At 73.3% G+C, this 18,792-nt stretch carries 13 protein-coding genes; 7 read left to right on the top strand and 6 right to left on the bottom strand.

Features of this window, described 5'->3' with window-relative positions; genetic code table 11:
* Positions 1 to 199 precede the first annotated feature (199 nt).
* Complete coding sequence (locus tag RM540_RS02455; RefSeq protein WP_311661806.1) at positions 200 to 1,387, top strand: DNA polymerase III subunit; 1,188 nt, start codon at positions 200 to 202, stop codon at positions 1,385 to 1,387.
* 154 nt (positions 1,388 to 1,541) lie between these two features.
* Here RM540_RS02455 and RM540_RS02460 read toward each other — a convergent pair whose 3' ends face one another.
* Positions 1,542 to 2,414, bottom strand: a complete 873-nt coding sequence (locus RM540_RS02460) for a TraB/GumN family protein (RefSeq protein WP_311661808.1) — start codon at positions 2,412 to 2,414, stop codon at positions 1,542 to 1,544.
* Positions 2,415 to 2,680: 266 nt separating this feature from the next.
* Positions 2,681 to 3,100, bottom strand: coding sequence for an FKBP-type peptidyl-prolyl cis-trans isomerase (locus RM540_RS02465; RefSeq protein ID WP_311661809.1), 420 nt, complete (start codon positions 3,098 to 3,100; stop codon positions 2,681 to 2,683).
* A gap of 98 nt (positions 3,101 to 3,198) precedes the next feature.
* On the opposite strand from RM540_RS02465, the gene RM540_RS02470 reads away from it, so the two are divergent.
* Positions 3,199 to 5,058, top strand: a complete 1,860-nt coding sequence (locus tag RM540_RS02470) for a M43 family zinc metalloprotease (protein WP_311661811.1) — start codon at positions 3,199 to 3,201, stop codon at positions 5,056 to 5,058.
* Between the two features lie 175 nt (positions 5,059 to 5,233).
* Here the strand turns inward: RM540_RS02470 and RM540_RS02475 are convergent, their stop codons facing one another.
* A complete protein-coding gene (locus RM540_RS02475) occupies positions 5,234 to 7,051 on the bottom strand; it encodes a sodium:solute symporter family protein (protein ID WP_311661813.1) in 1,818 nt (605 codons plus the stop codon).
* Between the two features lie 819 nt (positions 7,052 to 7,870).
* Here RM540_RS02475 and RM540_RS02480 point away from each other — a divergent pair.
* A complete protein-coding gene (locus tag RM540_RS02480) occupies positions 7,871 to 11,011 on the top strand; it encodes a DNA polymerase I (protein ID WP_311661815.1) in 3,141 nt (1,046 codons plus the stop codon).
* Between the two features lie 65 nt (positions 11,012 to 11,076).
* Here RM540_RS02480 and RM540_RS02485 read toward each other — a convergent pair whose 3' ends face one another.
* On the bottom strand, positions 11,077 to 12,165 hold the full coding sequence (locus RM540_RS02485) for a type I restriction endonuclease (RefSeq protein ID WP_311661933.1): 1,089 nt from the start codon (positions 12,163 to 12,165) through the stop codon (positions 11,077 to 11,079).
* A 233-nt stretch (positions 12,166 to 12,398) separates the two neighbouring features.
* Between RM540_RS02485 and RM540_RS02490 the strand changes: the two genes are divergently transcribed.
* The 4 genes from RM540_RS02490 to RM540_RS02505 all read left to right on the top strand — a co-directional run bounded on the left by RM540_RS02490 (position 12,399) and on the right by RM540_RS02505 (position 16,463).
* Positions 12,399 to 13,769, top strand: a complete 1,371-nt coding sequence (locus RM540_RS02490; protein WP_311661817.1) for a M16 family metallopeptidase — start codon at positions 12,399 to 12,401, stop codon at positions 13,767 to 13,769.
* A 55-nt stretch (positions 13,770 to 13,824) separates the two neighbouring features.
* Complete coding sequence (locus RM540_RS02495) at positions 13,825 to 14,292, top strand: hypothetical protein (protein ID WP_311661819.1); 468 nt, start codon at positions 13,825 to 13,827, stop codon at positions 14,290 to 14,292.
* A 212-nt stretch (positions 14,293 to 14,504) separates the two neighbouring features.
* Entirely contained in the window at positions 14,505 to 15,803 is a 1,299-nt protein-coding gene (locus RM540_RS02500; protein WP_311661821.1) for a M16 family metallopeptidase, read from the top strand.
* An 81-nt stretch (positions 15,804 to 15,884) separates the two neighbouring features.
* Positions 15,885 to 16,463 carry a hypothetical protein gene (locus RM540_RS02505; RefSeq protein WP_311661824.1) on the top strand — a complete coding sequence of 193 codons (579 nt, stop codon included), beginning with the start codon at positions 15,885 to 15,887 and terminating at the stop codon, positions 16,461 to 16,463.
* A 158-nt stretch (positions 16,464 to 16,621) separates the two neighbouring features.
* Here the strand turns inward: RM540_RS02505 and RM540_RS02510 are convergent, their stop codons facing one another.
* Positions 16,622 to 16,981, bottom strand: coding sequence for a hypothetical protein (locus tag RM540_RS02510; protein WP_311661826.1), 360 nt, complete (start codon positions 16,979 to 16,981; stop codon positions 16,622 to 16,624).
* Between the two features lie 85 nt (positions 16,982 to 17,066).
* Complete coding sequence (locus tag RM540_RS02515) at positions 17,067 to 18,746, bottom strand: hypothetical protein (protein ID WP_311661828.1); 1,680 nt, start codon at positions 18,744 to 18,746, stop codon at positions 17,067 to 17,069.
* Positions 18,747 to 18,792: the final 46 nt, after the last annotated feature.

Below are 18,792 nucleotides of genomic sequence, written 5' to 3' on the forward strand. Positions count from 1 at the left end.
CCGTGGGGACAGGATACGGCGTCGCCCCGCCCGCGCTCAATCCAAGGTTTCGGGAACGGGCGGGGTGGCCGCGCGCGCGAGGGCATCGGCGGGCGGTGACACGTCGCGGCCGCGCCCCTCGACCTCGCCCACCCCTAGCTTCCACCACCCCGCCCGCGCCACGGGCGGGGCGGTCGGATTCCACCCCGCCCCCACAAACATGCCCTGGAGCCGCGTCGTCGGACAGGAACGGTCCACCGACGTCTTGGCCCGCGCCCTCTCGTCGGGCCGCGTGGCCGGGACCTACCTCTTCCACGGGCCGGCCGGCACCGGCCCGCGCGCCGCCGCGCTCGCGTTCGCCCAGGCCCTCCAGTGCGAGCGGCGCGGGCGGGGCGGACCCGACGACGACGCCTGCGGCGTGTGCCTCGCCTGCACCAAGACCGCTCGCCTCATCCACCCCGACGTCCACGTCTACCTCCCGTTTCCGCGGACCTCGACGCGGGCGGGGCAGGACGAGCGGCCCAAGGACTACGCCGAGCGCCTGGCGCGGCTCGCGCTCGACCCGTACGCGCCCGTCGACTACCGGCAGCGGGCGACGCTCGACGCCGAGGGCGCGCAGAACAAGCAGGTCCAGCACCGGAAGGTGCCCGTCGACCAGTTCCTCCGCCACGACATGACGTTCGTGCCCGCCGAGGGCCGCCACGTCGTCGGCGTGCTGACGGACGCGGACCACCTGCGGACCGAGGCGGCCAACTCACTCCTCAAGCTCTTGGAGGAGCCGGCGCCCGATGTGGTCCTGATCCTGACGGCCGAGCGCGTCGAGAACGTGCTCCCGACGATCCTCTCGCGGTGCCAGCGCGTCCGATTCGACCCGCTCCCGGCCGCGGCCATCGAGGGCGCGCTCGTGGCCCGCGACGTGGCGGCCGACCGCGCCGCGTTCGTCGCTCGCATGGCCGACGGCTCGCTCACGCGCGCCCTCGAGCTCGTGGGCAGCGAGGCGCTCCACGCCCACCGCGCGCTCGCGCTCGACTTTCTGCGGACGGCCTACACGGGCCGCCCCGACCTCCTGGCGCCCGTCGTGTCGAAGGCGGCGGGGCTCGGGCGCGAGACGCTCAAGTCGTGGTTCGACCTCGTCACGCTGTGGGTCCGCGACCTCGTGCTCCAGTCGGCCGGCGCCGAGGGCCGGCTCGTGAACGTGGACCAGGCCGAGGCCGTGGGCAAGTTCGTCGCCCACCTCCCCGACGCCGACCTCCCCGCCATGACGGCGCTCGTGGCGCAGGCCGCCGACGCCGTCGCAGCCAACGGCAACGCCACGCTCGTGCTGACGGCGCTCTCGTACGGGCTCCGCGACGCCATGCTCGGCCGCCCGGCGGAGCGCCTGTTCACCCCGCTCGACGTGGCCGCGTGAGGGGGAGGAATGGAGGGATTGGGGATGAGAGAGGGATGAGCGGGCGGGGCGGCCCGGTGCGTGACCCGCGACGCGTGGTGGGGGGAGGCGTCGCGGACCACCCCGCCCGCGTCTCTCTGCTCATCCCTCTGTCCCTCGCTCCCCCGTCCCTCCTCTACATCCGCTCGACCGTGTAGCCGTCCTCGCGGAGCATCTCGACCACGCTCTGCGGGCCGACAAGGTGGCCGGCGCCGACGACGACGAGCGCGTCGTGGTCGCGGGCGAGGAGCGAGAGGACCTGCGGGACCCACGCCCGGTTGCGCGTGACGAGCAGGGCCTCGAACACCTCGGGCTGCGTCATGCCCTCGTTGATGAGCGTCACGAGGGCCTCGTCGTCGCCGGTCGACCACGCGTCGACCATGTCGTCGAACATCTCGCTGGGGTCCGTGTCGGCGTCCTCGATGCTGTCCATCAGGAACGCGACCTGGACGTCGGTCGGGAGGTCGTCGAAGGCGGCCGTCTGAAGCGCGATGGTCTCGAACGGGACGCGCTCCTTGTCGTCGGCCTTGGCGCGGGCGAACAGGTGTGCGTCGACGCCGCCGCCGGGCGTGGCCCCGGCGCGCTGGGCCATGAGCGCGCTGTAGGTGAGCCCCGCGAGCCACGGCTCGAACGCGTCGAAGGCGCCAGCCGGCACGCCGAGCGGGGCGACGGCGTCGTCGAACGCCGCCTTCTGCTCGGCGGTCAGCGCCTCGGCCACGGTCTCCTCGTCCATCCCGGCCACCATCATGCCCTGGGCGCCGGCCTGCGCTAGGTCCAGGTCGAGCTCGAAGGCGACGACGTCGGCGGCGTCGTAGGCGGCCTCGACGTGGGCGGGGAGGGGGAGCGCGTCGGCGGGCAGAAAGTGGACGGAGCCGAGCAGAACCACGCGGCTGTCGCCGTCCTCCAGGACGAACATCGGCGGGCGCCGGTCGTCGGGCTCCTCGTCGCTCTGGGCGAGGGCGGGGAGGGCGAGCGTGAGCGCGAGGAAGGCGGCGAGTGCGAGGCGCATGCGGGGGCGGGGCGGGTGACGGGTGAAGAGTAACGGGTGACGGGCGAGGAGAAAGGGGATTCCGCCGCCCCGCTCGGCGCAGGCCGTGTAGGGGTGGACCGCGCGCCGGCTCTGGTCTCCCCGCACGGCCCGGGACCGCCCCGCCCGCGCTGGTCGCTCCGCCCGACCGGACACCATGCACCGTGTCTCTACGTCTGTCAACACGTCTTTCGACGGCCCACCCCGCCGCCGGGCGGGGCGGCTCGTCACCCGTCGCTCGTCGCCCGCTACTCCACGCGCGTCAGGTCGAACGTGAGCGCCTGGCCGGCGAGCGGGTGGTTGGCGTCGAGCGTCACGCCGTCCTCGCCCACCTCCGTCACCGTGGCCTCGATCGCGCCGCCGCCCTGGACGCCGAGCTGGAGCCGCTGGCCGGGCGCGGGCTGGACGCCGTCGGGGAACGCGTCGGTGGGGACGACGAGGAGGCGCTCGGGGTCGCGCGCGCCGTACGCCTCCTCCGCCGGCAGGCGGACCGTCTTGCGGTCGCCGACCTCCATCGTGGCCACGGCCGCGTCGAACCCGGCGACGACCTCGCCGACGCCGAGCGTGAACGCGAGCGGCTCGCGGCCCTCGGACGAGTCGAACACGGTCTCGTCGTCGAGGCGGCCGGTGTAGTGAACGCGAACGGTGTCGCCGGTCTGGGCAGGCATGGAGTGTGGGGGTGGGGGCGGGGAGGGATGGCCGCCGGCGGTGTCCGGTTCCGCGTGCCCGGCCGCCCCGCCCACACGAAGCCCGCGCCCTCCACCGTATGTTCGACCGCCCCGCCCGCCGCCGTCCCTTGGTCCTCCGCCCCGCGCTCCTCGCCGTCGTCGCCCTGGGGGCCGTGGCCGTTGGGCCGGGCGGGGCGGCGCAGACGGCCGAGGGCAACGGGCGCCGGTGCGGCGTCGAGAACCCGCCGCCGGCTCAGGTCGAGCGCACGACGCAGATCGTCCAGCGGCGGCGGGCGCTGGGTGCGCTCCGCCCCGCCCTCCGCGCAGTCGAGGGGCCGGTCATGGTGCCGGTCGCCGTCCACGTCGTCTCGGACGGGGGCGGGGCGGTCGTGACCGACGCCCAGGTGGCGGCGCAGGTCGACGTGCTCAACGCGGCGTTCGGCGGCCTGGACTTCCAGTTCGTGCTGGCCGCCCTCGACCGGACCGAGAACGAGGACTGGGGGCGCCGCCTCCGGCTGCGCTCTAGCGCCGAGCGCGAGATGAAGCGGGCGCTCGCGCTCGACCCGACCGTCTACCTCAACCTCTACGTCCCGGCCACGCTCGCCGAGGACTATTTGGGCTGGGCCACGCTCCCCGACGAGCGCGACGCCGAGACCCCGCTCGACGGCGTCGTCGTCGGCGGGCGAGCGTTCCCGGGCGGGGCGGCCGTCCCGTTCAACGAGGGCGACACGGCCGTGCACGAGGTGGGCCACTGGGCCGGCCTGCTCCACACGTTCGACGGGGCGTGCTCGGCCCCCAACGACGGCGTGGCCGACACGCCATGGGAGCGGTTCGGGGCCACGGGCTGCCCCGTCGGCCGCGACACGTGCCGGCCGGAGGACGAGGGACCCGACGGCCAGCCGCTGGGCGCCGCGGCCGAGGGCCTCGACCCGATCCAGAACTACATGGACTACTCGGACGACGCCTGCATGACCGAGTTCACGCCCGGCCAGCGCGACCGCGCGCGGGCGCTCACGGCCGAGTTCCGCCCTGCCGTCGCCGCCGGCGGCCGCGTGGTGGCCACCGTCGCGCGGTCGGCGTTCCGCGGCGCCTTCGTGGGCGTGCCCCAGACCGCCCCGCTCCGCGTCGTCAACACGGCGTCGGAGCCCGTCACGATCACGGCCGTCCGCTCGTCGGACCCGGCGTTCGCGGTGGGCGGGGTGGGGACCGTCGTGCCGGCCGCCGGCGTGGCCGTCCTCGACCTTGTGTTCACGCCGGCCGCGGCCGGGGCCGCCGGAGCCACGATCACGGTCGAGACCGACCGCCCCGCCCTCGCCGTCGTGCCGGCCACGGTCACGGCGGCGGCCTCGCTCCCGCCCATCGCCCGCGTCGGGACCGAGCCCGTCCGCGTCGTGGCGCTGGAGGACGAGCGCGTCGAGGTCGAGCTTGAGCTCGTCAACGAGGGCGGGGCGGCGCTCACGTATTCGGTCGGCGCCGCCCCGCCCTGGGTCGCCGCCGTCGAGCCGGCCGAGGGCACGCTCGCGCCGGGCGGGGCGGCCGGGCTCGTCGTCACGGTCTCGACCGAAGGGCTCGACGTGCCGGCCGGGCAGCGCGAGCGCGAGGTCGCGGGCGCGCTCTCGATCGCGACCAACGACCCGCTCCGCCCGGCCGTCGAGGTCCCGCTCGTGGCCGTCGTGTCCGAGCGACCCGACGCGTTCGCCGTCGGCAACCCGTACCCGAACCCCGGGCGCGGGCGGATCACGGTCCCTCTCGCGTTCCCCGACGACGCGGACGGCGTGACGGTCGAGGTCTACGACGCGCTCGGCCGGCGCGTGGCCGTGCTGGCGGAGGGCGCCGCGTTCGCGGCCGGCTTCCGCGACCTCGTCTGGGACGCCGCCGGCGCCCCGTCCGGCGTCTACGTCGTCCAGGCCCGCTCGGCGGGCGGGGCGGACGTGGGGCGCGTGGTGGTGGCGCGGTAGCCGCGTTCCTGCGCCACCCCGCCCCGCCGTCTCCGCGAGCTGTTTCGGGGCGTCCTCCGGGCGGGTACGGGTACCCGGTACGGGGTACGGCTCCAGGTGAGCTCCCAAGCCGCCCACCCTGTACCTCGTACCCCGTACCCTCTCGTAGTCTGGAGCGAGGGCGGGGCGGTGCCCGTCATGCCGAGACGGCCGCCTCGTCCTCCCGGTACGTCCACACGAGAACCCCGAGCGCGGCGGCCCCGAACGCGAGCAGCGCCGCCCCGCGCAGCGGCGTCCCCAGGAGCAGCCCGCCGACGCCGAACAGCGCCGCGTAGACGGCCGCCACGCCCAGCGCCCAGCGCAGCGCGAGCCGGCCCAGCCCGCTGTCCGCCACCACGTCCGCGTTTCGGGCCGCGACGGGCCGCCACCCCGCCCCGCCCGGGCGGATGCGCCGGTAGAACGCGTCGAGCGCCTCGGGCGGGGTGGGCCGCGTGAGGAACGTGGCGCCCAGCCAGCAGACGGTCGTGATGCCGACGATGCCGTAGAGGTTGACCGGGAAATCGGCCGTCAGGAACGGGACGTCCGCCCCGCCCAGCTGGAGCGCGACGAGCACGACCGGGACGACCGTCGCCGTCAGCTCGCTCCACGCGTTCACGCGCCACCAGTACCACCGCAGGATGAGGACCAGGCCCAGCCCGGCCGACGCGCTCAGCACCAGCCCCCACGCGTCGGCGATCGTGTCCAGCTGCGTCGTGACCAGGAACCCGACGATGGCGAGCGCGAACGTGAGCACGCGCGACACGAGCACGAGCCGGCGCTGGTCGGCCGCCGGGTCCAGGAACCGGGCGTAGAGGTCGTTCACGAGGTAGCTCGTGCCCCAGTTGAGCTGCGTCGAGATCGTCGACATGAACGCGGCCAGGAACGCGGCAAACAGGAGGCCGAGGAGCCCCGGCGGGAGCGTCTCGCGCATGACGAGCACGTAGCCCTCGCGCGCGTTTTCGAGGTCGGGGTAGAGCACGAGCGCGCACAGCGCCACCAGGATCCACGGCCACGGCCGCACGCAGTAGTGGGCGACCGTGAACCACAGCGTCGCGAGCGCCGAGTCCCGCTCCGACCGCGTAGCCAGCATCCGCTGGGCGATGTAGCCGCCGCCGCCCGGCTCGGCGCCGGGGTACCAGCTCGACCACCACTGGACCCCGAAGTAGGCCACGAACGCGAGGACCGAGATCGCGAAGAGGGCCGCCGAGTCCGCCCCGCCGGTCTGCGGTCCGCCCGCGCCCACGGCGGGGAGGAACCGGACCGTCTCGGCCGGGAGCTGCGCGACGAGCCCCGAGAGCCCGCCGATCTGGGGGAGGTCGAGCGCAAACCACGCGAGCGCGAACGACCCGATCATGGCCAAGCAGAACTGGAACGCGTCCGTCACCACGATCCCCCACAGGCCCGAGACGAGCGAGTACGCGCCGATAAGGAGCATGAGGAGCCCGACGACCGCGAGCGGCGCGCTCACCTCCGCCCCGCCCAGCGTGAACGACGTGCGCCCGAACAAGGTGAGGTCCGGGAAGAGGACCGAGAGGACCGTCTCCATCGCGAGCGCCACCCACCCAATCACGACGCAGTTCATGAACAGCCCGAAGTAAACGGCCTTGATCCCTCGGAGCCAACGGGCCGGCGCCCCCCGGTAGCGGACCTCGACGAACTCGACGTCGGTGAGGACCCCGCTCCGCCGCCACAGGCGGGCGAAAAAGAACACGGTGAGCATCCCGCCGAGTGCTCCGTTCCACCAGATCCAGTTGCCCGAGATGCCCGTCTCGGCCACGACTTCGGTGACGAGGAGCGGGGTGTCGGCGGCGAACGTGGTCGCCACCATGCTCGTCCCGGCCAGCCACCACGGCATGGCCCGTCCGCCGGCAAAAAACTCGTCCGTCCCGCCGGACGCCCGCCGCGCAAACAGGGCCGCCAGCCCGATCGTGGACGCGAGGACGACGGCGACGATGGTCCAATCGAGACCTGTCATAAATCGAGTCTGGGGCGGGGTGGAGGACGGTTCCAGGGTACCGCCGCCCACCCCGCCCGGCAACTGCCGCCGCCCCGCCCCACACGCAGCGCGCCGCCCGGGCGAACCCAGGCGGCGCGTCAGAGGGGGCCAGCGTGCGGTGCTAGAACTGGAAGACGACCAGCACGCCCAGGCCGACGAGGGCGGCCGCGGCCGTCATCGTGGGGATCAAGCGGTTCATGGGGTTGGGGGTTGGGCGGGGGGGACCCACGGTATCGTCCCGCGCGCTAAAAACTTATCCACACGCGGGAACAATCGCCGAGTGGAACATAGCCGTTCCCGATCCCTGCCTGCAACCCCCGCCCGCCTTTTTGTTTGCCGCCTGACAGCGGGCGCCCGCAGAACGCGACGCGTCATGCCCGGTGACAACCGCTGGACCGCCCCGCCCGACGCCGCCCGGCTCAACGACCGGCACTCGTAGGGACACGACTCGTCGTGTCCGGGGCAGGCGGGGCGGTCTGGCTCAGCGCCGCCCTGCCCGGTGCCACCCCGCCCACGGCGCGGGCGGGGCGGTACGTCCCACGCGGACACCACGCGTGGTGTCCCTACGAACCCGAACCTTCGCGTTCCTGCGGGCGGGGCGGTTCCGGGCGACGCCGCCTCACCCCGCCCACGGGCGACCGCCGGTCGCCCCTGCGGCGGCCGCCCCGCCCCTGGCGCGGGCGGGGTGGCGCATCTGCTGCCCGCTGCCCGCGAAGCCGGACACCGCAGGTAACCCGTCGGCACCGGGCGGCGTTAGCGTGCGCCCACCCGCCCCGCCCGCGCCCGCCGCCCCGCCCGATGGCCGACCCCACGCTCTTCGACGACGCCTCCGAGACCACCCCGCCCGACGCCGCCGCCGCCCCGCCCGACGCCGACCTCACCGTCACGCTGCCGGAGGCTCCCGGAGGAGACGGCGACGCCCTCTACGACGACGAGGCCTTCGACGCCATCGAGGGCGGGGCGGCCCGCGAGACCCTGTTCCTCGCCGACGCGATGGCCCTCGCCTACCGGGCCTTCTTCTCGATGAAGAACGCCACGCTCACGGCCCCCGACGGCCGCGACACGCGGACGCTCTACGGCTTCGCGACGGCCCTCCTCAAGCTCCTTGAAGACGAGCAGCCCGAGCACATCGCCGTCGTGTTCGACAAGCTCGGCGGCACGCCCACGTTCCGCGACCAGCTCTACGACGACTACAAGGCCCACCGGCCGCCCATGCCGCCGGAGATCAAGGACAACGTGCCGCTCATCAAGCGGCTCGTCGAGGCCTTTGACATCCCGGTCTTGGAGGTCGAGGGTGTCGAGGCCGACGACGTCATCGGGACGCTCGCCAGGCGCGCCGAGGACGAGGGCGTCGACGCCGTCATCTTCTCGGCCGACAAGGATTTCCGGCAGCTCCTGTCCGACCGCGTCTCCATGCTCCGGCCGCCCTACATGGGCGAGGCGTTCGACCGCGAGACGCCCGAGACCTTCCGCGAGAAGTACGGCGGCCTGGAGCCGACCAAGTTCATCGACCTCCTGGCACTCATGGGCGACTCGTCGGACAACGTGCCCGGCGTGCCCGGGATCGGCGAGAAAACGGCCGTCAAGCTCATCGACCAGTACGGGTCGGTCGAGGCCCTCATCGAACACGCCGCCGACCTCAAGGGCAAGCGCGCCCGCGAGGGCATGACCGACCACGCCGACGACGCCCGGCTGTCGAAGGAGCTCGTCACGATCCGCACCGACGTCCCGCTCGAAACCGCCGAGGGCGCCCCGCTCGACTGGCACACGCTCCGCCGCACGGACCCCGACCTGGGCGCCGTCGACTCGCTCTTCGACGAGGTCGGCTTCGGGAGCCGGCTCCGCGACCGCGTCCGCGACTACGCCGCTGGGCGAGCGCGCACGAAGGGGGCGGGCGGGGCGGGGCGGCGGTCCCACACGGCGCTCCCGGCCGACGACCCCTCGCTCTCGTTCGACTTCGGCCCCTACGAGCCCGTCACCGCCCTCGACTCGGACGCCGTGAGCTACACGACGGTCTGGGAGCGCGACGAGCTCGACGCCGCCGAGGCCGTCACGCAGGGCGCCGAGCGCCTCAGCTTCGACACCGAGACCACGTCGACCAACTCGATGGAGGCCGAGCTCGTCGGCGTGTCGCTCTCCAAGGAGGCCAGGCGCGCCGTCTACGTCCCCACCCCGCTCCCGGACGGGACGCCGACGGACCCGGCCATCGAGCCGCTCCGCCCCGCCCTCGAAGACGAGTCGTTGTTGAAGGTGGGCCACAACGTCAAGTACGACCTCGTGGTGATGAAGCGGCACGGCGTGACCGTGCGCGGCCCGATCTTCGACACGATGGTGGCCCACTACCTCCTCAACCCCGAGGCCGTCCACAAGCTGGACGACGTCGCCAGCTTCTACCTCAACTACCGCCCGCAGCCGATCACCGACCTCATCGGGACGGGCAAGAACGCGCTCTCCATGCGCGACGTGCCGGTCGAGGACGTCGGCCCCTACGCCTGCGAGGACGCCGACGTCGCCCTCCGCCTCGTCGACAAGCTGACCGAAGAGCTGCTGAAGATGGACGATGAGGGGCGCCTGCTCCAGATCGCCGAGACCATCGAGTTCCCGCTCGTGCCCGTCCTGGCCGACATGGAGATGGCCGGCGTCAAGGTGTCCGATAAGGTGCTCGCCGACATCTCGGACCAACTCGAAGCCACGCTCGCCGAGCAGGAGCAGAAGATCTATGAGCTGGCGGGGCGGGAGTTCACGATCGGCTCGACGAAGCAGCTCGGCGAGGTCCTCTTCAACCCGCCCCCGACTGAGGAGCAGGTGGCGGCCTACCAGCAGTGGGTCCAGGACACCAAGGACAACGAGGCCGGCGAGGTCGAGGGCGACACGGACGCCAAGCCCAAGACCAAAAAGCAGCTCAAGGAGGAGGCGCCGACGTACGGGATCGGCCTCGACGCGATCGGCAAGACCAAGACCGGCCGGCCGAAGACGGACGAGAACGTGCTGTCAGAGCTCGCCCAGACCCACGACCTCCCCGCCCTCGTGCTGGATTGGCGGAAGGTGTCGAAGCTGAAGTCGACCTACGTCGACCGGCTGCCCGAGCTCGTCCACCCCGACACGGGCCGCATCCACACGGACTTTAACCAGACGGTCACGGCGACGGGCCGGCTGTCGTCGTCGAACCCGAACCTCCAGAACATCCCGATTCGGACCGACCTAGGGAAAGAAATCCGGCGGGCGTTCGTGGCCGAGCCGGGGCACCAGCTGATGGCGGCCGACTACGCCCAGATCGAGCTCCGCATCATCGCCCACATGTCCGGCGACCCCGGCCTCGTCGAGGCGTTCCAGTCGGACCAGGACATCCACACGGCGACGGCCGCCCGCGTGTTCTCGGTCGACTACGAGGACGTCGACCGCGACCAGCGGAACAAGGTGAAGCAGGTGAACTACGGCATCCCGTACGGGATCTCGGCGTTCGGGCTCGCCAACCGGCTGCGGATCAAGAACGCCGAGGCGCAGGAGCTGATCGACCAGTACCGGGCGTCCTACCCCGGCGTCATCGAGTTTTTGGACGGCCTGCTGGAGGAGGGCCGGCGGCGGGGCTACGTCGAGACGCTCCTGGGCCGGCGCCGCTACGTCCCCCAGATCACGAGCCGGAACCCGAACGACCGCGCCTACGCCGAGCGGATCGCCGTCAACATGCCCATCCAGGGCACGCAGGCGGACATGATCAAGCTCGCCATGATCGCCATCCACCGCCGCCTGGGCGGGGAGGGGCTTGCAACCCGGATGATCCTGCAGGTCCACGACGAGCTCGTGTTCGAGGCGCCCGACGCCGAGGTCGAGGCCGTGACGGCGCTCGTCCGCGAGGAGATGCAGGCGGCGCTCCCGCTCGGCGACGTGCCCATCGTGGTCGACGTGGGCGTGGCCGGCAACTGGCTCGACGCCCACTGACACCGCCCCGCCCGAGCGGGGCGGTGCTTTGGGGCGGGGCGGTCGAGGCCGCCCCGCCCGCCCGGCTATGGCATCTGGACCTCGACGTCTTTGCCGAACTCCAGGCTGGCAAGGCGGCACGCCTTCTCGATGAGGCGCTTCTTTGCCTCCGAGCTGTTCTGTGTGCTGAGGAACCATCCTGGCGCGATTTCGGCGGACTGCCCTTCAAGCTCGGGGTGCCCGGGGAAAAGGTCGGCCTTTGATCGGGCCAGGTAGGCCCTCTTCTTGCCACGGACCTGCTCCGCAAAGCGCTCCGGAAAGCCTGAGTCTCGCGAGGCTAGCGTCTTGAACACGCCCTCGATTACCTCGTGGCCTCGCCGGCATCCGACGAACTCTCCGTCGATAGCGTAGCCCGTACCGGGGAGCGGGGTGGACGTGGCCGATCCGCTCGCCGAGCGTGAACGGGTTCGGCGTTTGGTGACGGCCGTCTTGGGCTTCGGGAGGGAGCCGGAACGGGGCCGGAGCGCTGCGAGGAAGGAGTGGAGGTCTTTCGGTTCAGCCTCAAATCCGCTGACGCGCTCGACTTCCGTCGTCAAAAGCGACACGACAGGCGTTTCGGGATCTGCGAGGAGATTGGCCCACGCTTGAGGGATGGCCTCGGCCGCCCCCTTCCGCTGCTTTGCCCGCTGATAGTCCTTCCTTGCGCGCTCGAACGCCTCACCGGACTCGACGGCCTCGCGCGAGAGGTACCGCTCGAGCCGCTCGACACTCTCGTCGGGGTCGCGCTCCAGCAGGTCGAGGAGGTACACGCGGCGCTCGTCGTAGCTCCCTTGCATGGCGGGGAGGTAGACGTGCCACGTAACTCCATCGGTGAGGATGGCGATGGGGACGCCCTCATGGAACGCGTACTCAAACAACTGGCGGTCAGCGCCATTGGCCAAGCCAGGCTGCTTTACCTCGACGAAAACGGCGGGCGTCCCATTGGTGATGAGGGCGTAGTCGACGCGCCGCTTCTCGACGCTGTACTCTGGAGCGACGACGGACGGATCGAACACTGGCCATCCGAGTCCGTCCAGGATTGGGAGAACCACACCTCCGCTGACCGACGCCTCGTTTGCTAGGCGGCCAGACTGGAGGAGGTCGCGCGCGTTGTCGAGCCTTTCGCGTAGGGACATCTCCAAAGCTAAGGCCCTTATCAGGTAGAGCAGTTGCCGTGACAGACGTAGGCGCGGCCGGCAGCGGATTCCGTTCCCACGGCCGCCGCCCCGCCCGCGCGGGGCGGGCGCCTCGTTTGCTACGAGCGGGGCGGGGTGGCTACGACATCCAGACCAGATCCTCCGCCGGACCCCCGCCCCGCCCGCGGTCGTAGGGCGCGCCCACCCCGCCCCTTGGGTCCGCCCCGCCCGCTATGACCGAGACCGCCGCCGCGCCCCTTACCGACCACCCCGAGTTCGTGTTCGAGACCGCCTCGGGCGGGGTGGAGGCCTACCGCCACCGGCGGAACGGGATGCTCGCGCTGCTTCTCGACGAGGCCGCCGCGCCCGTCGTCGCCTTCCAGGTCACGTACCGCGTGGGCAGCCGGAACGAGGGGGCCGGACTGACCGGCGCGACGCACCTCCTGGAGCACCTCATGTTCAAGGGGACCGAGCGGTTCAACCGCGACCTCGGGACGAGCGTGTTCCAGACGCTCCAGGCCGTCGGCGGGCAGATCAACGCGACGACGTGGTACGACCGGACGAACTACTACGCGCTGCTCCCGAGCGAGCACCTGGAGCTGGCCGTCGAGGTCGAGGCCGACCGGATGCGCGGCGCCCGCGTCCGCGACGAGGATCTGTCGAGCGAGCGGACCGTCGTCCTGAACGAGCTGGACCGGGGCGAGAACGAGGCGCTGCGCAAGCTGCTCCACACCGTCTACGCGACGGCCTTTCAGGCGCACCCCTACGGGCACCCTGTCATTGGGTGGCGGAGCGACGTCGAGACGGTCACGGCCGCCGGGCTCCGCCACTTCTACGACACCTACTACTGGCCGCAGAACGCGGTCGCCTCGGTCGTCGGCCAGTTCGACCGGGCCGAGGCGCTGGACCTCCTCGACCGCCACTTTGGCGACATCCCCGCCGGCCCGAACGAGTCGGACGCGGCGCCCGAGCCGCTCGTCCACCGCGCCGCCGACGAGGCCGTCACGCGCGAGCCCGAGCAGCGCGGCGAGCGCCGCGTGATCGTGCGCCAGGCCGGCGAGCTGGGCGCCGTGATCCTGGCCTACAAGGCGCCCGCCGGGCTCGACGCCGACGCCGACGCGCTCGACGTGCTCGTCCAGGCGCTCTCGGCCGGCAAGAGCAGCCGGCTCTACCGCCGCCTCACCGACCGGAGCCTGACGACGGCGTCCTCGGCCTTTTTCCCGCGCCTCCGCGACCCCGGCCTGTTCGCCGTCTACGGCACGCTGGCGCCCGACGTGACGCACGAGGCGGTCGAGGCCGAGATCCGCGCCGTCCTCCACGAAGTCGCCGCCGACGGCCTGACGGTCGAGGAGATCGAGCGGGGCCGCCGCCAGGTCGTGGCCGACGAGGCGTTCGGGCGCGACGGGCCGTACGCCGTCGTCTCGCAGCTCAACGAGGCCATCGCCGTCGGCGACTGGACGCTGTTCTCGGAGTTCCAGGGCCGGATCGAGGCCGTCACCGCCGAGGCCGTCCAGGCCGCCGCCGCGCGGCTCGTCGACGACGACCGCCTGACGGTCGGGTGGTACGTCCCCGACGCGCCGGGCGCCGGCGGCGACCCCGCGTAGGACCGCCCCGCCCCCGCGGGGCGGGGTGGCGTTCGGGACCTTCTCGCGGCCACACATGGACACGCACGGCACGCACCCGCCGGCCGGCGGCGCTCCCGGGGCGGGGCGGTCGTCGTTCGACCTCCCGCTCTTCGTCGCGGCGTTGGGCAGCCTCCTCCTGGCCGTTCCTGGAGCCGTGGGCTTCGCCTTCATCGTGTCGGTCCTGTGGGACTCTTCGTGGCAGGCCAACGACGAGGCCGTTGCGAGTGCCGCTGCGATCGCGCTCCCCCTCGTCGGGTTCTACCTCCTCGTGGGGTACTGGCGGTCGGGGTTCGTGGGCGCGCGGCCTCCGCGGCCCGCCTGGTTCTGGTGGCTGTCGGCGGCGTACAACGGGCTTGGGCTGGCCATAGTCGTAGCCGAGACGTGGGGGCCGAACGCGGGCGTCCCGTTGCTGTACGTAGCGCTCGCGGTGGCGTGGACCGGGTTCATGGTGGCGCTCGGCGTCTCGCGCGCCACGGGCCTCGGCCGCAGGGCGCGCTCGTAGCGGGGCGGGGCGGCCTCTGAGCCACCCGCTACCGCCCCGCCTGCGTCGTCGCATGGCACGGCGCCCGCCCCGCCCGACGACACCCCGCGTGGAGTTCCGGTCGCCCGCCCCGCCCGTGCGCCGCGTGGGCGGGGTGGGCATCTGCCGCTCGCCGCTCGGACCCTGGGGGCGGGGCGCGACGTGTGACCGCCCCGCCCACACCCGCCACCCCGTTGCCCGACCCCACCCTCGCCTCGCGCGTCCACGACACGGCCGCCGGCCCCGCCCGGCTCCTCCTGCTCCCCACCGGCGTCCGCGACGTCGTCAGCTTCCGGGGCTCGTTCGAGTCCGGCCCCGACCTCGGCGCGGCCGACGACCTCGTGCAGTCGCTCATGACCCAGGCCCTCGACAAGGGGACGCGCCGGCGCGGCCGCTTCGAGATCGCCGAGGACCTCGAGGGGCGGGGCGCCCAGGTCGCGTTCTACTCCGACGGCCTCCGCGTCGGGTTCTCGGGACGGGCGCTCCGGGACGACCTCGCGCACGTGCTCGGCGTCGTCGCCGAGGAGCTCCGCGAGCCGGCCCTGAGCGACGACGAGGTCGAAAAGGCCGTGCGCCGGGCCACCGCCAGCGTCCGCCGCTCGCGCGAGTCGACGGGCACGCAGGCGTCGGGGACGCTCGCGCGGCGCCTGTTCGGGCCGGCCCACCCGGACTACGTGCTCGACCCCGACGACGAGATGGCCCGGCTCGAAGCGCTCCGCCCCGACGACGTCCGGGCGTACCACGCGGCCCACGTGGGCTCGACCGGGCTGACGCTGGCCGTCGTGGGCGACCTCGACGTGGCCGCGGCCGAGGCCGCCGCGGGCGCGGCCTTCGACGACTGGGCGCGGACGGCGTCGGCGCCGACCTTCGAGGACACGGCCCGCCCCGCCCAGCCCGGGCGGACGGACGTCGAGATGGCCGACCGCCGGAACCTGGACGTCCGGCTGGGCCACGCCGTCGCGCTCCGCCGCGACGACCCCGACTTTCTGGCGACCTACGCCGGCGTGTTCGCGCTCGGCGGCAACTTCTCGGGCCGCCTCATGCAGACCGTCCGCGACGAGCAGGGGCTGACGTACGGGGTGAGCGCCTCGCTCGGGTCCGTCTCGACGCGCCACGACGGGCGCGTCTACGTGGCCGTCACGCTGAGCCAGGAGAACCTCGATCGCGGCATCGCGGCCACGCGCGCCGAGGTCGAGGGGTTCGTCGCCGACGGGCTCACCGAGGAGGCCCTCGCCCAGACGCGGACGACGCTGGCCGGCCAGCACGTGGTCTCGCTCGCGACGACGGGCGGGGTGGCGGCCCGGCTGCTCGTCAACGCCGAGCGCGGGTTCGACGTGGACTACCTCGACCGCTACCCGACCCTCGTCTCGGCCCTCACCGTGGGCGAGGTCGACGCCGCCGTCCGACGCCACCTCCGGCCGTCCGACCTCCACGTCGTCGTCGCCGGGACGCTCCCCGACGGGACCCTCGGGAAGACCCCGGCCGGCGTGTGAAGTCCCCCCAGGGAGAGGAACGGGCGGGGTGGCCTCGCCGTCCACAACGGACCCATTTCCCCTCTATACCCACCCCTCCCCATGAAGGACCGCAACGACGTCATCAACAACTATGTCACCGATATGCACGGTGTCGAGAAGCACATTCTCGAGGCCGTCGAGCGCCAGCTCGGTGAGGACACCACGTCGAAGTACCCCGAGGCCGTCCGCGTCATCACGTCGCTCAAGACGACGCTCCAGAACCACGTCCGCTCGCTCGAGCAGTACAACGAGAAGACGAACGACGGGGGCGTCAAGGAGGCCGTGAAGGAGGCCGTGACGAGCGCGCTCGGCGTGGCCGCGGGGCTCTACGACCAGATCCGCGACACGGACCAGGTCTCGCGGATGCTCCGCGACGACTACACGGCGACGAGCTTGGCGGCCATCAGCTACCACATGCTGTACACGTCGGCCCTCGCGCTCAAGGCCGACGAGCTCGCGCAGCTCGCGCTCCGCAACCTCAAGGACCTCACGCCGATCCTCGTCGACATCTCGAAGGCCATCTGCGTCGTCGTCGCCGCCGAGATGGCAGACCAGGACAAGGCCATCGACGCGTCCGTCGGCGCCCAGGCCGTCCGCGCGACGCAGGAGGCGTGGAGCCACGAGCAGGTCGAGGGCTAACCGCCCCGCCCTCGCAGGCCTCGCGGGCCGCTCTCACGTCGGGGGCGGCCCGTTTTTTTTGCCGCCCCGCCCCGCCCCGCCCCGCCCCGCCCCGCCCCGCCCCGCCCCGCCCCGCCCCGCCCCGCCCCGCCCCGCCCCGCTCGCCGCGGGCGGGGCGGTCAGCGGTCGAGGAGCCGGACGGCCGTGCCCGTGGCCTTCGTGCCGTTCTCGCCGAGGTTGTGGTAGGCCACGCGGACGACGGCCTGCGCGCCGAGCCGGCGGGCCTCCCTGCGGAGCCGCGCGTGCATGACGGCCATCTCCTCGGCGTCGGACAGGCTGCGCCCGGGGCCGACGACGAGGACGGCGAGCTCCTCGTAGGGGCCCGGGGCGTCGCCGGTCGTGACGGTGACGGGCGCGTCGGCGGCGAGGGCGGGGTACGCCGTGTCCGAGAGCGGGGCGGCGTTGCCAACGACGGTCCGGGCGGCCTCGGGCGTGGCGCAGCCGGTAAAGAGGAGGAGGGCGAACGGAGCGGCGCGCATGGGAGTCGGGGCGGGACGCCCAGGCCGCCGCCCCGCCCGCCGGGGTAACGCGACCGCCCCGCCCACCGTGGGCGGGGCGGGGCGGTCAGAACCGCTCGCTGCGGAACGGGAGCCCCCACCGGAGCTGGAGGAGCCCCGTCAGCGCCCGGTCGCGGCCGCGCTCGGCGTCGTCGAGCGACTGGTACACGGCGGCGCCCTCGACCACGAGCCGCGGGAGCACCTCGTAGCCCAGGCGCGCCTCGACGAGCCACTCGGTCTGGGCGACGCCGTCGAGCGTCGGCGCCACGTCTGAGACGCGGTTCGTGTAAGGGACGCGCGGGTCGGCCCCGACGTAGACCGAGTCGGGGTCGCGGCCGCGCCGCGTGCGCGCCACGTTGAGCGCGGCCGTGACGGCGGCGGACGGCCGGTAGCGGAGAAAAACGGCGGCGTCCGAAGCGTTCGGTCCGGCGGGGTGGCCCAGCACGTCGTTGTAGTGGACGTAGGCGCTGGCCTCGGTCCGGTGGCCGTAGAGGTACGGCCGGAGCCGCGCGTACTCGGCCCGCGCTTCGAGTCCGGGCACGAGGTCGACGGCGTGGACGCCGGCCAGGAGGCCCCACTTGTTCGTCCACGCGTCCTCGAAGAACGTCCGCGCGACGAACTCGTCGATGAGCACCTGGCCGTATGCCTGGACCCCGTCGACGGGCCGGACCGCCCCGCCCAGGCCGATGAGCGCGTTGTCGCCGCTCCCCAATTCGCTCTCGACCGAGCGGTAGAAGATGACCGGGTTGAGGTAGCCGATCTCGAAGCCCGAGCGGTTCCCGTTGAGCGTATCGTCGTGGAAGACGACGGCCTCGAACGCTTCGAGCTCCACGCGCCCGACCGTCAGCGTCAACTGGTGGAACGCGCCGTACTTCGACGGCAGCACGCCGTCGCCCCCGATCGCGCTGCGGTCGGGCGTGGTAAACCGGGCGAACGTGGACGCGTAGCGGACCGGGCCGGCGCTCGCGCGGAGCTGGAGGTGGTCGTACGGGGCCGCGTAGTCGGAGAGGAAGAGCGTGCCCTGGCCCGGCCCCCAGCGGTTCCGCGTCCGCCCGAACCGGGCCTCGACGAAGCGGTCGCGGTACCCGACCACGCCCTCGGCCGAGAAGTAGTCGTAGGTGTCGCCGCCGGACAGCTTGACGAACCCGAGCCGCGGCGTGGTCCGCCGGGGCACGCTGTAGTCGAGGAGGGCGGGGCGGCGCTGGTTTTCGAGCGCGCGGCTCTCGAAAAAGAGCCGGCCCAGGTGTCCGGCCACGCGGAGGCCCCGCGAGTTCTGGTAGACGAGGCCGCTCCCGTCGCGTCCGGCGACCGCCGTGCGCCGCGTCGGCCCGGCGGCGAGGTAGAGGAGCGGGCTCGCCTCGAAGGCGTAGCCGTCGCCTTGGTACGAGACCGGCGAGACGCCGTCGGCGTAGAGCCCGAGCGGGGCGCGCCGGCCGAACGCGGTCGCCGGGCTCCGCCCCTGGTAGCGGGCCAGGAGCTCGGCGTCGGCCCGCGACAGCGCCACCTCGCCCCGGAGCGCCCTCGCCGCGAGCGTGTCGAGCAGGACGGCGCCCTCGGCCGCCGAGATCGGAAGGAGGCCGACCGACGTGCCCAGGTGGCCGGCGGCGGCCTGTCGTTCGAGGAGGTCGGAGAGCGGGCTCCCGACGTCGAGGAGCCCCTCGCGCTGCGCCCGCACCGGGCCGGCGGCGAGCAGGGCGAGGACGAGAGCGAGGGCGGGGCGGAGCCGCGCGAGCGGGATCGGGAGCATGGGCGGCCGGGGGGACCGCCGAAGCTACGGGCGGGGCGGGGGCGGG

The organism is Rubrivirga litoralis, from assembly GCF_031846415.1.
Lineage (GTDB): Bacteria > Bacteroidota > Rhodothermia > Rhodothermales > Rubricoccaceae > Rubrivirga > Rubrivirga litoralis.

Coding starts and splice junctions, on each gene's coding strand:
- RM540_RS02490 (WP_311661817.1), top strand. CDS start 12,399: ATGACCGAGACCGCCGCCGCGCCCCTTACCGACCACCCCGAGTTCGTG.
- RM540_RS02505 (WP_311661824.1), top strand. CDS start 15,885: ATGAAGGACCGCAACGACGTCATCAACAACTATGTCACCGATATGCAC.
- RM540_RS02470 (WP_311661811.1), top strand. CDS start 3,199: ATGTTCGACCGCCCCGCCCGCCGCCGTCCCTTGGTCCTCCGCCCCGCG.
- RM540_RS02455 (WP_311661806.1), top strand. CDS start 200: ATGCCCTGGAGCCGCGTCGTCGGACAGGAACGGTCCACCGACGTCTTG.
- RM540_RS02465 (WP_311661809.1), bottom strand. CDS start 3,100: ATGCCTGCCCAGACCGGCGACACCGTTCGCGTTCACTACACCGGCCGC.
- RM540_RS02495 (WP_311661819.1), top strand. CDS start 13,825: ATGGACACGCACGGCACGCACCCGCCGGCCGGCGGCGCTCCCGGGGCG.
- RM540_RS02480 (WP_311661815.1), top strand. CDS start 7,871: ATGGCCGACCCCACGCTCTTCGACGACGCCTCCGAGACCACCCCGCCC.
- RM540_RS02460 (WP_311661808.1), bottom strand. CDS start 2,414: ATGCGCCTCGCACTCGCCGCCTTCCTCGCGCTCACGCTCGCCCTCCCC.
- RM540_RS02510 (WP_311661826.1), bottom strand. CDS start 16,981: ATGCGCGCCGCTCCGTTCGCCCTCCTCCTCTTTACCGGCTGCGCCACG.
- RM540_RS02485 (WP_311661933.1), bottom strand. CDS start 12,165: ATGTCCCTACGCGAAAGGCTCGACAACGCGCGCGACCTCCTCCAGTCT.
- RM540_RS02515 (WP_311661828.1), bottom strand. CDS start 18,746: ATGCTCCCGATCCCGCTCGCGCGGCTCCGCCCCGCCCTCGCTCTCGTC.
- RM540_RS02475 (WP_311661813.1), bottom strand. CDS start 7,051: ATGACAGGTCTCGATTGGACCATCGTCGCCGTCGTCCTCGCGTCCACG.